Source organism: Pseudomonas sp. AC242 (assembly GCF_979258655.1).
Genome location: NZ_OZ409873.1, coordinates 299803 through 315548, shown reverse-complemented (window position 1 = coordinate 315548; position 15746 = coordinate 299803). Strand labels below are relative to the sequence as shown.

The window sequence follows — 15746 nt, the reverse complement described above, 5'->3', positions numbered from 1 at the left end:
GAGAAAGGGGTAGATCGATAACCCATGTAGGAGCTGCCGCAGGCTGCGATCTTTTGATCTTGATTCCCTTAAAACAAAATCAAAAGATCGCAGCCTGCGGCAGCTCCTACAGGGATCGGCGCAATTCTATGGAACGCCCTGTACGGCGATAAGCTGGGATTTCTGTGAATCTTTGTTACGGTTAACGAGATAATCCTTAAGTCTGGGGTCTCAGCCCCCGAAACTTCGTGTCACAATTTGCCATCTCCCTTGAGAGCACCCCATGGACACTTTGCAAAACATGCGCGCCTTCAGTTGTGTCGCCGAAGCCGGCAGCTTCACCGCCGCCGCCGTGCAACTCGACACCACCACCGCCAACGTCTCGCGCGCGGTCTCCAACCTGGAAGCCCACCTGCAAACCCGCTTGCTCAACCGCACCACGCGGCGCATCGCCCTGACCGAAGCGGGCAAACGCTACCTGCTGCGCTGCGAGCAGATCCTCGCCTACGTCGAAGAGGCCGAAGCCGAAGCCAGCGACGCCCACGCCCGCCCGGCCGGGCAACTGAAAGTGCACACCATGACCGGCATCGGCCAGCACTTTGTCATCGACGCCATCGCCCGCTACCGCAAAACCCACCCGGACGTCACCTTCGACCTGACCCTGGCCAATCGCGTGCCGGACCTGCTCGACGAGGGCTACGACGTGTCCATCGTGCTCGCCAGCGAACTGCCGGATTCGGGTTTTGTCTCGCAACGGCTGGGCATCACCTACAGCATCGTCTGCGCTTCGCCGGCCTACGTGAAAGCCAACGGCGCCGCGCAAAAACCCAGCGACCTGCTCAACCACGCTTGCCTGCGCCTGGTCAGCCCGGTGATTCCGTTGGAGAAGTGGGCCTTCGACGGCCCGGAAGGCCAGGAAATGGTCACCATCAACAGCTCGCCATTTTTGGTGAACTCCGCCGACGCGATGAAAACCGCGATCACCAGCGGCATGGGGGTGGGCGTGCTGCCGGTGTATGCGGCGATCGAAGGTTTGCGCAACGGCACGCTGGTGCGGGTCATGCCGAACTATCGCTCGCAAGAACTGAACCTGTATGCGATCTACCCGTCGCGGCAATATCTGGATGCGAAGATCAAGACGTGGGTTGAGTATTTGCGTGGGTCGTTGCCGGAAATTCTCGCGGCGCATCAGGCGGAATTGGCCGCTTACGAATTAAGCGGCAGCCTCGCCGGCGCGCGCGTCGCCAACTGATTTTCAACACACCACGAAACCTGTAGGAGCTGCCGCAGGCTGCGATCTTTTGATCTTGCTGTTTAATCGCAGCCTACGGCCGAGCCTACAGAAACGGCAATTTCGCGGATGTTTCCGACAGGTTTTGACGGTTGTCCGTCGGAAGTGCCGTGGCTAGGATTTGGGTGTCGCTGACGCATCAGCGACCGGGTCTGGAAAACCCGCAGGATCACAGCACATGACATAATGCCGCGCTTTTTCGGCGCCGAAGTTTTGTTATGGCGGCTGTACGTGGGAGACCTCCGGGTCTGCCGGGTTTGATCCTTTGCCGGTTTTTCCAGTCCGCGTACAGCTGCCACCCCTTTCGCCTGGAAAACGAAGCATGGCAGCTCCATCTCTTTAAAAGGATATTGCCATGATCAAACACAGTCCCAATCCGCCTGAAGCGGAAGACACCACCCCCTACGAATTCCCCGGCTCGAAGAAATTCCACGAAGCCGCCGAACGCGCCCTCGACCACTACCTCAAACCCAACGCCCTCACCCTGCGCTTCCACAAACCCAGCACCATGTTCCAGGTCGCCCCCGAACAGGACAGCGAAAGCCTGCTGGTCCACGCCTGCGAATCACTGGCCCAGGCCAGCCTGATGACCAGCGACATCGCTGCCTACATCGACCTGCCGCAACGACGGACGATCTTGGCGATTCAGCAGATCATCATGCTCGCCGAACTGGCGGTGAACCGCGTGCTGGATAATCACGAAATCCCCCATTCCCCGACACACAACTAAAAGCCCCTCACCCTAGCCCTCTCCCAAAGGGAGAGGGGACTGACCGAGGTGTTTGGGCGAGTTACACCGACGTGAAATACCGAGTCGAATTCAAACTCTGAAAGGCTCAGAAATCGGCTCCCTCTCCCTTGAATGATGCCGGATGACGGCCTGACACAATTAAGCATTGTCCAATGGACGCAAACCTGAAGTGGGCAATCAAGTTCCAAAAATCATCTTCAGATTAATTTTTAATAGCCAATCGATATAGGAGACCTGTCAGATCTGACAGTGCCCATTTTATCGCTTTAGCCGAACAATGGATGTCGTCACACCAACCTAACCTTGAAGGAGCAAGACATGTCCATTAAAGATCTGGAACTCGACAAACTTAAGAAATCAGGTGAAGGCACTGTAATTGCCAAACTAAACAAAGACTATATCACCGACAAGTTCGAAGGAAAACCCGACCTTTTTATTACCGATAACAAGATAGTCGCGCTAAAAGCAACCTACCAAAAATCCTCTACCACCTCATTCACTATCAACCTCACTTTTGACGCAAATATTAAGCTTGGGAGGAATGAATTCAGCACGGAGCACTTTCCCTCTCCGTTCAGATTTTCATATACCTCAGGCTCACATACAAAAGGCTATACAAGCGCTAAAAATGCAGGGTTCATTGTTGTAGAAGAGTTCAACATTGCCAAAGGCATTTTCAAGGCAGCCTTCAACTTCAGTTTTGTAGATTTCGACACAAATGAGCTGCATCAAGTTCATGATGGTCAGATTGATGTCAAAGGCCTTGAAACTATCGAGGTGTAAAGGTAGATCGCAAAGTCTGACCCAAGTGCGGACACAAGCAGGTATCAGCCAATGTTGATACCGCTTCCCCAAAGCCACCGTGTTTCAGATCTCCCCCGAACAGTACAGCGAAAGCCTGCTGGTCCACGCCTGCGAATCACTGGCACAAGCCAGCCTGATGACCAGCGACATCGCCGCCTACATCGACCTGCCGCAACGACGGACGATCCTGGCGCAACGACGGACGATCCTGGCGCAACGACGGACGATCCTGGCGATTCAGCAGATCATCATGCTCGCCGAACTGGCGGTGAATCGCGTGCTGGATAACCACGAAATCCCGAAATCCCCGGCACACAACTAAGAGCCCCTCACCCTAACCCTCTCCCAAAGGGAGAGGGGACTGACCGAGGTGTTTGGGCGAGTTACACCGACGTGAAATACCGAGTCGAACTCAAATTTTGAAATGCCCACAAATCCAAAGCCGACCACGCCCCGCTCTTCATCACTCAATAGGCCGAGTGTCAACTCGCCTGCTCTTGATCTTGCTCTTGATCCACGGGCGACGTCGGAAGGCTGAGTGGAGGGATTGATCCGGGCGTGGGAGCGCAGCGACCGTTTGGCGAAGCCAAACACAGCGAGAGGAGGTGCAGCGAAGCAAACCGTAGGCGCTGCGCCCGGATCGATCCCGGAGCGAAGGAACCCCGAGCCCCAGCGAGCGGGCCGCACGTAGGAGCAAGCCTTTTCGGTTACCTTTTCGGCGTTTGGAAAAGGTGACCCGCCGTCAGGGCGGAACCCAAAGCCGCCGTTACCGCAGCAACGGATATTCACCAAGCACACCCACAACATGGTCGGCCCAGAGGCCGCCAAGACAACCCCGAGCCAGAAATGTTAGCGTGCTTGGTATCAAGCCCGAACAAGAGCCAACAACGATGAAAAAGACTGTCCTGGCCTTCAGCCGCATCACCCCACCCATGATCGAACACCTGCAACAGGAGTTCGACGTCATCGTCCCAAATCCAAAGAACGGCGACATCAACGCCCAATTCAACGAAGCCCTGCCCCACGCCCACGGCCTCATCGGCGTCGGCCGCAAACTCGGCCGCGCACAACTGGAAAACGCCGCAAAACTCGAAGTGGTCTCCAGCGTCTCCGTCGGCTACGACAACTACGACCTCGACTACTTCAACCAACGCGGGATCATGCTCACCAACACCCCCGACGTGCTCACCGAAAGCACCGCCGACCTCGCCTTCGCCCTGATCATGAGCAGCGCCCGCCGCGTCGCCGAACTCGACGCCTGGACCAAGGCCGGCCAGTGGCAAGCCAGCGTCGGCGCCCCACTGTTCGGCTGTGACGTCCACGGTAAAACCCTCGGCATTGTCGGCATGGGCAACATCGGCGCCGCCGTCGCCCGCCGTGGCCGCTTCGGTTTCAACATGCCGATTATCTACAGCGGCAACAGCCGCAAGACCGAACTGGAACAGGAACTCGGCGCGCAATTTCGCAGCCTCGATCAACTGCTCGCCGAAGCCGATTTCGTCTGCCTGGTGGTGCCGCTCAGCGACAAGACCCGCCACCTGATCAGCCATCGCGAACTGGCGCTGATGAAACCCGACGCCATCCTGGTGAACATCTCACGTGGCCCGGTCGTCGATGAACCGGCGTTGATCGAAGCCCTGCAAAACAAGCGCATTCGTGGCGCCGGCCTCGACGTCTACGAAAAAGAACCGCTGGCCGAGTCGCCGCTGTTCCAGCTCAGCAATGCCGTGACTCTGCCGCACATCGGCTCCGCGACGAATGAAACCCGCGAAGCCATGGCCAATCGTGCGCTGGCCAATCTGCGTAGTGCCCTGCTCGGCGAACGCCCGCAGGATCTGGTCAACCCGCAAGTCTGGCGCGGATAAAAAAATACGGGCAAGTGCGTTATCGCACTTGCCCGTTAGTTACGCGTTACACAACTTGAAATTGAACAAAAAAGCCAATCAAACAACAGCATTATAAGCTCTGCCTGCCTGTCGAATAATCGACAAACGCTATGGAGAGCCAATACCTTGAACACCCTGACAACCGACAAACTCATTCGTTACAGCAAAGTCATATTAATGGCTTACATCAGCTTCTTTGGCGTGCTGGTAATGATCCACAACTTTACCGACTACAATTCAAACTACACCTACGTGGCGCATATCCTGAGTATGGACACCACCACGGCCAGTGAAACCATCAAGTACCGAGCCATTGAATCACCGATGATCCATCACCGGATCTACTGGTTCATCATCACGCTGGAAGTCACGTATACCGTGCTGTGCCTGATAGGCACGTATCAGCTATATCGCCACATAAATGCGTCCGCAGAAGTATTCCACGAGGCAAAAAAGTTCTCGATCATGGGCATACTGGCGGCAATCTTCATTTATTACGTCTGTTTGCAAACCGTGGGTGTGGAATGGTTCGACATGGACACTTCGCAATCATGGAATGCCAAGGACTGGGCGCGACATATCGTTGATTTCATCTTCCCGGTAATGATTTACATCACCTTGAAAGTAGAGCGCTGAAGTTCAGCGCTCGTTTATTTCAAGCCAACTTTCCCTGTACTGGCGCCACGACCACCTTGGATTTGCGGAACACCAACACATTGCCCAGCATCACTAACACCAGACCGACCAGCGCCGGCGCTGTCCACTGATAACCTTCAGCAAAAGCCGAGACGTTCAGCGCCACGACCGGAAACAGCACGGTGCAGTAAGCCGCGCGCTCCGGGCCCATGCGTCCGACCAGCGTCAGATACGCAGTGAAACCGATCACTGAGCCCGGGATGACCAGATACAGCAGCGCACCGACGTAACGCGGGCTCCAATCCATGTCGAACGGAATGCCCTTGACCAGGCACCACACCGACAGCATCGCCGCGCCATAGGCCATGCCCCAGGCGTTGGTGGTCAGCGGCTTGAGACCTGCTTTCTGCTGCAGACTCGAGAGCATGTTGCCCGCCGAGAAACACAAGGTGCCGCACAACGCCAGGCCCAGACCGAGCAAGGTTTGCGGGCTGGCCTGATGCCCGGCCAGTTCCGGCCAGAACAGCATTCCCAGGCCGAACAACCCAAGCGCACCGCCCATCAGCACATTGCGCGCGATACGTTGACCGAAGAACACTCGCGCATTCAGCGCGTTCCACAGTGTTGCGGTAGAAAACACCACCGCGACCAGACCACTGGGAATCCACTGACTGGCGGTCAGGAAGCACATGAAGTTGACGCAGAACAGACACAAACCCTGAGCCACGCAGATCAAGTGCCCGCGGCGGTTCATCGGTTGCAGCCGTCGGCTGAGCAGCAACAACGCAAACAGCACCAGCGCGGCGAGGCCGAAGCGATAGACGATCGACACCGGAATCGCCACCACGCCCAGTTGCCATTTCAAGGCAATCCAGGTGGTGCCCCAGATCAGCACGGTCAACAAATACAACGACAGGTTCATGGCAGACACTCCTCGATAGGCCTTGAGTGTCTGCCCGAGCCCGGTTTGCGCGCTTGCAGAATCTTGCGCTTTTGTCTGGCGGCAGGCTGGCAGCAAGACGTCTACGGAGTAGGATGCAAGGCGTTGAAGAGAACCGATCATGGCCGCCATCGATACCCTGCAAGTCTTTCAAGCGCTAAACAGCTCGCCGAACGCACGTCTTGTGCACAGCGCCGAGCTCGGCGACGGCTTGTCTGCCGCTTTGTGGACCAACCACCACGATGCGCAGGATTATGAAGCGCCGAGCCATCACACCCTGTCCTGCTACATCGCCGGTGGCACCGGTACCTTTCGTCGCGATCAACCCGGTCAGAAAGGCGGGCCGGACAAGCTGTGCATCCTCCCGGCCGATCACGAGTCAGGCTGGGTGATCAACGGTGATATCCGCTTGGCGCATCTGTATTTCAGCGCCGAACAATTTGCCCTCGGTTGCGTCACGTTGCTCGATCGCGAACCGCGTGAGATGCAGTTGCGCGAGCAGACGTTTCTCGAAGATCCACAACAGGCGCAGCGCTTCCGGCAGTTGCTGACGCTGAATTGGGACGAACCTGCCGAACGCTTGCTGACCAGCAGCCTCGCCCATGAATTGATCACCCATACCTTGCTCAGTCAGGTTGGCGCGCGTCAGGGTCTGCGTTTGAAGGGCGGATTGGCGCCGCACCAGCGTCGGCAACTGGTGGATCTTATCGACACTCAGTTGGCCGAGCCGATCAGCCTCGGACAATTGGCCGGGTTGTGTGCCCTGTCGGAATACCACTTTGCGCGGATGTTTCGCACGAGTTTCGGCCTGCCGCCGCACCAATACGTGCTGGCGCGACGCTTGAGCCGGGCGCGGGAGTTGTTGCGCGGGACGGCGTTGCCGTTGGGTGAGATTGCACTGGCGTGCGGGTTTGCCAGTGCCAGTCATTTCACTAATCGGTTCAAGCAGGTTTTGGGCGGGACGCCGGGGGAGTATCGGCAGGCGTTTTTGCGTTGACCCCTTCTCCCCTCACCCCAGCCCTCTCCCGGAGGGAGAGGGGGCCGGCCGAGGTGTCTGGCGTTGTACATCGACCTGAAACACCGAATCGATTATGGATTCAAAGCATCACGTTCAAGTCGGTGTACCTCAGGAATATCCCCCGGTCAGTCCCCTCTCCCCCAAAGAGAGGGAGCCGACCGCGGTGTCTGGCGTTGTACATCGACCTGAATGATCGAGTCGATTATGGATTCCAAGCATTACTTTCAGGTCGGTGTATCTCTCGAATATCCCACGGTCAGTCCCCTCTCCCTCGGGGAGAGGGTTAGGGTGAGGGGCTTTTGATCTTGCCTTAAAACTCCAACGTGCTGGACAGCGAAACCTGCCGCGCATCCCCCATCGACACAAAGAACCGGCTCGCCGCCGAGGTGTAATACGTGCGATCAAACAGGTTCTTCACATTCAGCTGAAACTTGACCTTCTGCCCTTCAACCTTGGTGTCGTAAGTGGCAAACGCATCGGCCACGGTATAACTCGGCAGATCAAAATCATTCACCGCGTTACCCGCACGTTCCCCGACATAACGCGCCCCGGCACCGACGCGCAACTGGTCGCCGCCGATCACGCTGCCGAAGTCATACACCGCCGACAACGAACCAGAATTCTTCGCCACGTTTTGCAGGCGCTTGCCTTTGTAATCCGGGTCTTCGGTCACTTCGGCATCGGTGTAGGCGTAGCTGCCGATCATGCTCCAGTGATCACTCAACTGCCCGGTCAAATCCATTTCCAGACCCCGCGAACGCACCTCGCCGGCGGCGCTGTAAATCGTGGTCGGGCCTTCGGAGTTGGCCACCAGCACGTTGCGTTTCTTGATGTCGAACAACGCGATGTTACCGGTCACCCGCCCCGGCATGTCCAGGCGCGCGCCCAGTTCCCACGACTTGGCCTCTTCCGGCGCGATACTGCCATCGAGCACGGTGCTGCTGCCGCTCAGCGGGGCGATGGTCGAGTTGGGTTTGAACGATTCGGTATAGCTGCCGTAGAACGACAAGGCGTCGGTGTAGCGATACACCAGACCGGCGCGCGGCACCCACTTCTGCCCGTTGCTGTCGGTGTTGGCCTTGAACGGTACGCCTTTACCGGCGTACTGGTCGTACTCCTGAAAGCGTCCGCCGGCGACCAGAATCCACTGGTCGTTAAGGTGAATCGAGTCCTGCATGAACACCGAATCGCTGCGCAGTTCATCGGTCTGTGCGCTGTCGGGAGCGCTAACGGTGGTGCCGGCGACTTCGCGGCCATACACCGGATTGACGTAGCTGAAGGTGGTCAGGCTTTTCTGCCGGATCAAGTCCTCGCGGTAGATCTTGCGGTACTCGTCATCAACGCCGAACACCAGATCATGCTGCATGCCCAGCACTTTGACCTTGCCTTCAAGACTGGCGGTGGTGAAACGGTCAGTGCTGATCGCGTTCTTTGTGCCGTCCATGCTGCGGGTCAGCGTGCCCTTGTTGGTGTCGATGGCGGTCACGCGGACTTGGCTGGCGTCGTAGGTTTCGCGGTTCCAGCTGTAACCGAAGTGCGCTTTCCAGTCGTCGTTGAGCTCGTGATCAGCTTCAAAGTGATACAGGTCCGAGCGGCCTTCCATGTTGTTGAACGGCTCGTCCAGACGCTCCTTGCGCGAGATATCCAGCGGGTGATTGGTGCGTGGATCGATCAGCGTGCCACGGTCGAACGGCGTGAGAAATTCGCGGTGCTCGTAGGCGAACAACAGCTTGGTGCTCTCGCCAAACCAGGCCAGCGACGGCGCGATCAGGGTTTCACGGTGGGTACCGAAGTTGCGCCAGTAATCTTCATCTTCGTGGTCGAGCACCATGCGATAGGCCAGCCCGGAATCGCCCAACGGGCCGGTGCTGTCGAAGGTGCCGCCGCTGCCGTTCTTGCCGTCGCCGTAAGTCGAACCGCGCAAGGTCAGAGCGTTGTATTGCGTCAGTTCAGGCTTCTTGCTGACCAGGTTGACCACGCCGCCGGGGTCTTGAATGCCGTACAGCAACGAGGCCGGGCCTTTGAGCACTTCGACGCGATCCACCGTGGCGTTCATGCCACGCCCCTGCACGATCGGCATGCCGTCGCGCATGATCGAGCCGTTACGGTTGTCACCGAAACCGCGGGTCATCACCGAATCCTGAGTGCTGCCCAAGGTATTGCCCTGGGTGATGCCGCTGACATTGGCCAGCGCGTCATCCAGATTGCGCGGCGCCTGATCGCGGATGACTTGCGCCGGGATGACGTTGACGGTCTGCGGGATTTCCTGCAACGACGCCGAAGAGCGCATCACCGAACTGGTTTGCGGCGGCTGGTAGCTCATCGACTCGTCGCGCATCGAAGTGATTGTTGTGGCGCCGAGGTTCAACGCGCCTTCGGTGGGTTTCGGCTCCAGCGCCAGCGTGTGGCTATCGGTGCGGCGGAAGTTCAGGCCAGAGCCACTGAGCAATCGTTGCAGCGCTTGCTCGGCACTCATCTGGCCATTGACTGCTGGCGCCGTGAGGCCGTACGGCGCTTCGTCGGTGTAGACCACACTTTGCCCGGTGACGCGGCTGAAGTCGCTCAAGGCTTGCGGCAGCGGCTTGGCGGCCAGGGAAAAACTGAACTGCTTTTGCGCCTGGCTGCTGGTAGTTTCAGCGGCCAGAGACACGCTTATCGGCAGCAATGCCAATGCCGAAAAACTCAATGCCGACACGCCCAACCACTGTTTGACCGAACCCGATTTTGCCCTGGACTTCATGACTCAATGACCTGTGTAGAACCGCAACGGATGCGAATGAATCGCAGTTTCAGTCACTACACGGATGGGGCTCGGGTTTACCTCACCACAAATCCGAAAATATTTTTGCAGATCAAAAGATCGCAGCCTTCGGCAGCTCCTAAATTGGAATGCGATCCCTGTAGGAGCTGCCGAAGGCTGCGATCTTTTGACTTTGCCTCAACGCAAAATAATCAGATGCCCCAACACCTGATGCTGCTCAAACCCCAACACCCCTTGCAGTGAACTGAGCACCGCCTGCGGATCCTTGCTCGGAAAACTGCCACTGACCTTGCGCGCCGCCAGCTCATCGTTGAGCAATACAATCCGTCCCGGGTAATAACGCCGCAGATCCTCGACCACATCGGCCAGCGTCGACTTGTAGTAAGTCAGCCAGCCCTGACGCCATGCCAACTGCGCCTCACTGTCCACCGCATGAAGTTTTTCTGCCGTGCCTTCAGCGTAAGCAACTTGCTGGCCGGCGGTGAGAATCTGTTGTTCGCCATCGCGATCCGCCGTCACACCAACGCGCCCGGACAACACCGTGACCTGCGCGCCATGCGGTTGCAGTCGCACTTCGAATTGCGTGCCGAGCACCCGCGCCTGACCTTTCTCGGCCTCGACCATAAAGGGCTCGCCGGTGTGCGTAACCGTGAAAAACCCGGCACCGCGACGTAACTGGACATGCCGCTCGCCACGGCTGAAATCCACGGCAATCGCACTGTCAGCATCCAGCGTTACTTGCGATTGATCAGCCAAGGTCACGGTGCGAATTTCCCCCGGCGCTGAAACGTAATCCGCGCCCAGATCATCGATCCAGCGCTGCGGCTGCCAGCCGGTGCCGAGGCTGACCATCAACAACAGACACGCCGCCATCGCCAGCGCCCCCGACCATCGCAACAGCGCTGGACGACGCGGGCGATCCATCGCATCGAGGTAGCCCTGCAACGCCGAGGCTTCTTCATCGGCCAGCGTTCGCGCCGGGCCTTCGCTCAATTCCCAGAGCACTTGCGCCTGCGCATACGCTTCGGCATGCGCCGGATCAGCGCGCAGCCATTGGCTGAAGGTCAGTTGATCGCCGGCACTCGGCCGATCATGCAACAGGCTCAGCCAGGCAAACGCGGCCTGCTCTTGCGCGGGCGTGGGGATGACGGAGTCGGATGGCTTCACGGTGCGTTCCCTGGCAGGCGTGGCGCGGGTTCGCGCAGGCTGGCCTTGCAGGCCTCGAGGGCGCGCATCATATGTTTTTCCACGGCACTTTGGGACAGGCCCATGGCTTTGGCGATGTCCGCGTATTTGCGACCGTGGATGCGATTGAGCAAAAAGATTTGCCGGGTGCGCTCGGGCAAGGCGCGCAACGCCGCTTCGACATGCTTCAGATCATTGCCCGCTTCCAGCGCCGCTTGCGGTTCGCTGCCGTGGCTGTCCGGCGCCTCCGGTTGCCAGCCTTCGTTGACGCGCGTGCGTGTGCCTTCGCTGCGCAGATGATCGATGGCGATGTTGCCGGCGCAGCGCAGCAGATAGGTGCTGAGTTCTTCGACCTGCACCAGCGGTCGCCGCCAGAAACGCAGAAACAGATCTTGGACCAGATCCGCCGCCGTCGCCCGGCAACCGACGCGCCGGTTCACCAGCGCTTCCATTTGCGAACGCTGGGACAGGAACACCTGAAGAAAATGCGCACGCGCCCCACGCGGCTCGTCGTCGCGGGATTCCGGTGGCAGATCGATCAGCACTTCAGCACTGCGCCCATGCGGCGACCGGGCTGGCCAACAGGCTGAACCCGGCCAGCGCCAATGCGAAACGCGGGCGATACGGCAGCAACAATACCAACGCCAGGGCACTGAGCATCAGCACGGCGAACCAGTCGACCAGACCGAAGCTCCAGCCATTGGCCTTCACCGCCGCCCAAAGCGACAAACACAGCAATAACCATCCGCCGACTTTCAGGCCCTGGCGGCGACGCGTGGACGGTTTGTGACCGAGCAATTCATCGTGGTGACGAGGCATCGACAGGCACAACGCGGTGAATCCGGTGTAGGTGAGCAACAAGGGCAAGAGCATCAGTTCGCCCCTTGTTCAAGGGTGATCGGCCGGGCCTGTTCGCGGCGGGGCTTTTTAATGCTGACGGTGTTGCCAGCACGCTGCATTTTCCACGCGGCCCACGCCAGAAACACACCGGTTGCGAGGCAGGTCAGATCAAAACCGGCCAACGCCCAATCGCTCTGCATCAAAGCCACGCCGAGGTTCCAAGGGGTGGTCAGCGCATTGATCAGCGGCACCGCAACAAACAGCGCAGCACCGAAAACAAGCTGCTCAACCCAGGCTTTGCGCCCCGGTCGCAACATCGCGTGCAGCACGCTCAAGCCCCAGGCCATGAAGAACGCGTTCACCTCCCAATCTGCGCGCCCGGCAAGACTCACCGGCAACAGACGATTGGCCAGAAAGAATACCGCGACCGCCGACACCAGCCCGGCCATGCTGGCGATATTCAGCACTTCCACCAGCCGCAATTCGAACGGCATCACGCCGCTCTTGGCGTGTTTGAGTTGACGCTTGCCGAGCCAGATGACAAGCCCGGTGCCAATCATTGCCGTGCCGGCCAGCCCGCAGATGAAGTACAGCCAGCGCAAGACCGGCCCGGCGAAGTGGCCCATGTGCAAACCATAGAACGCGCCACCCACCGCCATCGCCAGCGGCTGGTCAGGTGTGCTGCCGAGCATCTGCCCGGTCACACCGTTGAAGGTCACGGCGCGGCCGAAATCATGCACCACACGGTCGCCGGCACGGGACAGCACCACCGTCGCATTGGCATCGCCCGGATTGCTCACGGAAAGGCGCGCCGTGTGGCCGCCCGACCATTGCTCGCGGGCCTTGCTCAACAGCGGCGCCATGGCCGCCAACGGCGCAGCGATAGCGGCGCGCTCGGGTGTTTTCGTGGCCGGGAAAACCTCGTCATAAAACGTGCGCACGTCACTGCCGTAAGACGCAACGATGCTCGCCGGCATGACCATCGACATGAAAATCACCAGGCTGCTGTAGGTGATCATCAGGTGAAACGGCAACACCAGCACACCCACCGCGTTATGCCCGTCGAGCCAGGAGCGCTGGCCCTTGCGCGGGCGGAAGGTGAAGAAGTCCTTGAAGATTTTTTTGTGGGTGATGATCCCGGTGATCAGCGCAACGAACATCACCATCGCGGCAATGGTCGCCAGCCAACGGCCCCACGGATAAGGCATTTGCAACTGGAAGTGGAAACGGTAGAAGAACTCGCCGCCCATGCTGTCGCGGCCCTGCACTTCTGCGCCGGTTTGCGCATCAAGGGTTTTCGATTCGAAGCGCCCGCGCTCGCCGGGCTTCGCCGGCGCGGCCTGCCAGCGCACGGTAAGAGCGGGATCACGGGCATCTGGCAGATCGATCAGCCAACGTGAGGCGCCAGCCGCGTGTTGCTGCAGATAATCCTGGGCCAGCGCCAGGCTGGTCTCGGCACTCACCGATCGCGCAGGGATTTCCGGCTGCATCCAGTGGCTGATTTCATCTTTGAAATACGCCAGCGTCCCGGTCAGGAAAATCGCGAACAGCAACCAGCCGAACAGCAGCCCGGCCCAGGTGTGCAGCCAGGCCATCGCCTGACGAAAGCCCTCTTTCATGCCAGGCCCAATCCGCGTGCCGCGCCAGAGACAGTTGCCAGAATCACACTCGGTACCAGCAAACCGACCCAGGCCGACCATGCCGTACGACAGGCAAAACACCAGAGCACCGCCACCAGGTAGACCAGAAAGGAAATGGTCATGCCGGTCACCACCGCTTCGGCACGACTCAGCGGCAGCCACAGTGTCAGGGTGACACTGGCCAGCGCCGCAACGAGATAGCCGCCAAACACCGCGGCCAACACCCGTGAGGTGACGGCCAGACGATAGGACATGGGAAGTGTGGCGAGTTTGCCTTTCATGTTTCGACCCTGAAACGAAAAACGTCCGGCCGATCAGCCGAACCTATAGGCGAGCAATATTAATGATAAATATTCTCATACGCAAAAGCATCTGATTGCCGGTTGAGCGCTTCACCCCCTACAATGCGAACAGTTCTTGTTCTCTAACGCACACTCTCTACCGCGTCAAGAAAGCGCCCGGAGTTCACCGTTGTCGTCCGCCCATCCCGTCGAATCGCTCTATCAGGCCCATCACGGCTGGCTCACAGGCTGGTTGCGGCGCAAACTCGGTTGCCCGGACAGCGCGGCAGACCTGGCGCAGGACACGTTCATCAAGGTGCTGACCGCCCGCGAGCCGCCGGTGATCATCGAACCGCGCGCCTTTCTCACAACGTTGGCCAAGCGCGTCCTGTTCAATCATTACCGCCGTCAGGATGTCGAACGCGCTTACCTCGACACCCTGGCGCAGATGCCGGACATGGTCGCGCCGTCGGAAGAAGACAAAGCGATCATCCTGCAAACCCTGATGGAGCTGGATGAGTTGCTCGACGGTTTGCCGCGTCAGGTCAAACGCGCATTTCTACTGGCGCAGGTGGATGGCCTGACTTATCCACAGATTGCCGCCGAACTCGGCATTTCCGTGGCCACGGTCAAACGTCATCTGAACAAAGCGGCAATGCGCTGCTACTTCGCGCTATGAACCGCACACCGGACTTCTCCTCTCAGGTGGCGGAACAGGCCGTGCACTGGTTGATGGAAATGCAGCAAGGCGCGCTCTCCCCGCGCCAGCAACACGCCTGGCAACAATGGCTGGAGGCGCACAGCGAACACCGGCGGGCGTGGGAGCATATTCAACGAGTCAATCAGCGTCTGCGCGGCGTGTCTTCACCACTGGCGCATGCGGCATTGAACGGGGCGAAGTCCGGCAGTCGTCGTCAGGCACTGAAACTGTTGCTGATTCTTGGCGCGGGCTCAGCCGTCACGTGGGGCATGCGCGAGCACAATCCACTGCCGTCGTTCCTCGCCGACTACCGCAGCCCGATCGGGCAACGGCGCAAGGTGGCGCTTGGTGCCGGCGATCAGTTGCAACTCAACACCGCCAGTGCCGCCGATGTCGATGCCTCGGCGCGACTGATACGCTTGCTCGAAGGCGAAATCCTCCTGACGGCCAAACAATCGTTCGAAGTGCGCACCGCTCAGGGCATTCTTGAAACTCACGGCGCACGTCTCAATGTGCGTCAGTTTGCCGATCGCACGCAGGTTGCCTTGTTCGAAGGTCGCGTCGAACTGAGCAGCAATGGACGCGCGCCGATGCTGTTGCCGCTTGCACGGCAACTGAGTTTCACCTCGACCTCCGTCAGCGCAGCCAAACCGTTGGATGCCAACAGTGGCGCTTGGGCCGACGGCATGCTGGTGGCCGCGCATATGCGATTGGGCGACTTCCTCGATGAGCTTGGCCGTTACCGTCGCGGCCAACTCAATTGCGCCAAGAACGTCGCCGATCTGTTGATCTCCGGGACGTATCCACTGGACGACAGCGAGCGGATTCTCGATCTGCTGGAAATCAGTTTGCCGGTAAAGGTGAAGCGCTTTACCCGTTACTGGGTGAGCGTCGAAGCGCGGGTTTAAAGCAGCAGAATCAAAAGATCGTCCGAAGGCTCGGGCCGCGATCGGACGATCCTTTGATCTTGAAAAATAAATGAGCCGTTTTTCAGATCTGGCGTGACAGAGAAGGAAAGCCCCCTTGATTCAACC

15 protein-coding genes and 1 pseudogene are annotated in these 15746 nt (G+C 59.0%); 9 read left to right on the top strand and 7 right to left on the bottom strand.

Annotation, left to right across the window (positions count from 1 at the left end):
• Nucleotides 1-262 precede the first annotated feature (262 nt).
• From ACZZ0A_RS01355 to ACZZ0A_RS01330, 6 genes and pseudogenes are all read left to right on the top strand, one after another.
• On the top strand, nucleotides 263-1231 hold the full coding sequence (locus tag ACZZ0A_RS01355; protein ID WP_007914118.1) for a LysR family transcriptional regulator: 969 nt from the start codon (nucleotides 263-265) through the stop codon (nucleotides 1229-1231).
• Nucleotides 1232-1625: 394 nt separating this feature from the next.
• On the top strand, nucleotides 1626-2000 hold the full coding sequence (locus tag ACZZ0A_RS01350) for a DUF6124 family protein (protein ID WP_463542420.1): 375 nt from the start codon (nucleotides 1626-1628) through the stop codon (nucleotides 1998-2000).
• A 339-nt stretch (nucleotides 2001-2339) separates the two neighbouring features.
• Complete coding sequence (locus ACZZ0A_RS01345; RefSeq protein WP_123375723.1) at nucleotides 2340-2804, top strand: hypothetical protein; 465 nt, start codon at nucleotides 2340-2342, stop codon at nucleotides 2802-2804.
• A 61-nt stretch (nucleotides 2805-2865) separates the two neighbouring features.
• Nucleotides 2866-3147 (top strand): annotated as a pseudogene (locus ACZZ0A_RS01340) (DUF6124 family protein); the annotation flags it as partial.
• Between the two features lie 568 nt (nucleotides 3148-3715).
• Nucleotides 3716-4690, top strand: coding sequence for a 2-hydroxyacid dehydrogenase (locus ACZZ0A_RS01335; RefSeq protein WP_414916605.1), 975 nt, complete (start codon nucleotides 3716-3718; stop codon nucleotides 4688-4690).
• 147 nt (nucleotides 4691-4837) lie between these two features.
• Nucleotides 4838-5347 (top strand): DUF2165 family protein, encoded by a 510-nt coding sequence (locus ACZZ0A_RS01330; RefSeq protein ID WP_122598000.1) that lies wholly within the window; start codon nucleotides 4838-4840, stop codon nucleotides 5345-5347.
• Nucleotides 5348-5366: 19 nt separating this feature from the next.
• Here the strand turns inward: ACZZ0A_RS01330 and ACZZ0A_RS01325 are convergent, their stop codons facing one another.
• Nucleotides 5367-6269 (bottom strand): DMT family transporter, encoded by a 903-nt coding sequence (locus ACZZ0A_RS01325; protein WP_463542419.1) that lies wholly within the window; start codon nucleotides 6267-6269, stop codon nucleotides 5367-5369.
• A 139-nt stretch (nucleotides 6270-6408) separates the two neighbouring features.
• Here ACZZ0A_RS01325 and ACZZ0A_RS01320 point away from each other — a divergent pair, with 139 nt between their 5' ends.
• The gene (locus tag ACZZ0A_RS01320; protein WP_095112640.1) at nucleotides 6409-7284 is read left to right on the top strand and encodes an AraC family transcriptional regulator; all 876 of its coding nucleotides are present in this window, start codon (nucleotides 6409-6411) and stop codon (nucleotides 7282-7284) included.
• Nucleotides 7285-7615: 331 nt separating this feature from the next.
• Here ACZZ0A_RS01320 and ACZZ0A_RS01315 read toward each other — a convergent pair whose 3' ends face one another.
• The 6 genes from ACZZ0A_RS01315 to ACZZ0A_RS01290 all read right to left on the bottom strand — a co-directional run bounded on the left by ACZZ0A_RS01315 (nucleotide 7616) and on the right by ACZZ0A_RS01290 (nucleotide 14012).
• Nucleotides 7616-10045 carry a TonB-dependent siderophore receptor gene (locus ACZZ0A_RS01315; RefSeq protein ID WP_463542418.1) on the bottom strand — a complete coding sequence of 810 codons (2430 nt, stop codon included), beginning with the start codon at nucleotides 10043-10045 and terminating at the stop codon, nucleotides 7616-7618.
• Nucleotides 10046-10243: 198 nt separating this feature from the next.
• A complete protein-coding gene (locus tag ACZZ0A_RS01310) occupies nucleotides 10244-11233 on the bottom strand; it encodes a FecR family protein (RefSeq protein ID WP_463542417.1) in 990 nt (329 codons plus the stop codon).
• Nucleotides 11230-11796, bottom strand: a complete 567-nt coding sequence (locus ACZZ0A_RS01305) for an RNA polymerase sigma factor (RefSeq protein WP_463542416.1) — start codon at nucleotides 11794-11796, stop codon at nucleotides 11230-11232. Before ACZZ0A_RS01305 ends, ACZZ0A_RS01310 begins: the two co-directional genes overlap by 4 nt.
• A gap of 1 nt (nucleotide 11797) precedes the next feature.
• Nucleotides 11798-12124, bottom strand: a complete 327-nt coding sequence (locus tag ACZZ0A_RS01300; RefSeq protein WP_007914161.1) for a DUF3325 domain-containing protein — start codon at nucleotides 12122-12124, stop codon at nucleotides 11798-11800.
• On the bottom strand, nucleotides 12124-13710 hold the full coding sequence (locus ACZZ0A_RS01295) for a PepSY-associated TM helix domain-containing protein (RefSeq protein ID WP_463542415.1): 1587 nt from the start codon (nucleotides 13708-13710) through the stop codon (nucleotides 12124-12126). The genes ACZZ0A_RS01300 and ACZZ0A_RS01295 overlap by 1 nt, the downstream gene beginning before the upstream one ends.
• The gene (locus ACZZ0A_RS01290; RefSeq protein ID WP_095112645.1) at nucleotides 13707-14012 is read right to left on the bottom strand and encodes a DUF3649 domain-containing protein; all 306 of its coding nucleotides are present in this window, start codon (nucleotides 14010-14012) and stop codon (nucleotides 13707-13709) included. The genes ACZZ0A_RS01295 and ACZZ0A_RS01290 overlap by 4 nt, the downstream gene beginning before the upstream one ends.
• Before the next feature lie 190 nt (nucleotides 14013-14202).
• On the opposite strand from ACZZ0A_RS01290, the gene ACZZ0A_RS01285 reads away from it, so the two are divergent.
• A complete protein-coding gene (locus ACZZ0A_RS01285; RefSeq protein ID WP_007914173.1) occupies nucleotides 14203-14691 on the top strand; it encodes a sigma-70 family RNA polymerase sigma factor in 489 nt (162 codons plus the stop codon).
• Nucleotides 14688-15620, top strand: coding sequence for a DUF4880 domain-containing protein (locus ACZZ0A_RS01280; RefSeq protein ID WP_007914175.1), 933 nt, complete (start codon nucleotides 14688-14690; stop codon nucleotides 15618-15620). Before ACZZ0A_RS01285 ends, ACZZ0A_RS01280 begins: the two co-directional genes overlap by 4 nt.
• Nucleotides 15621-15746 lie beyond the last annotated feature (126 nt).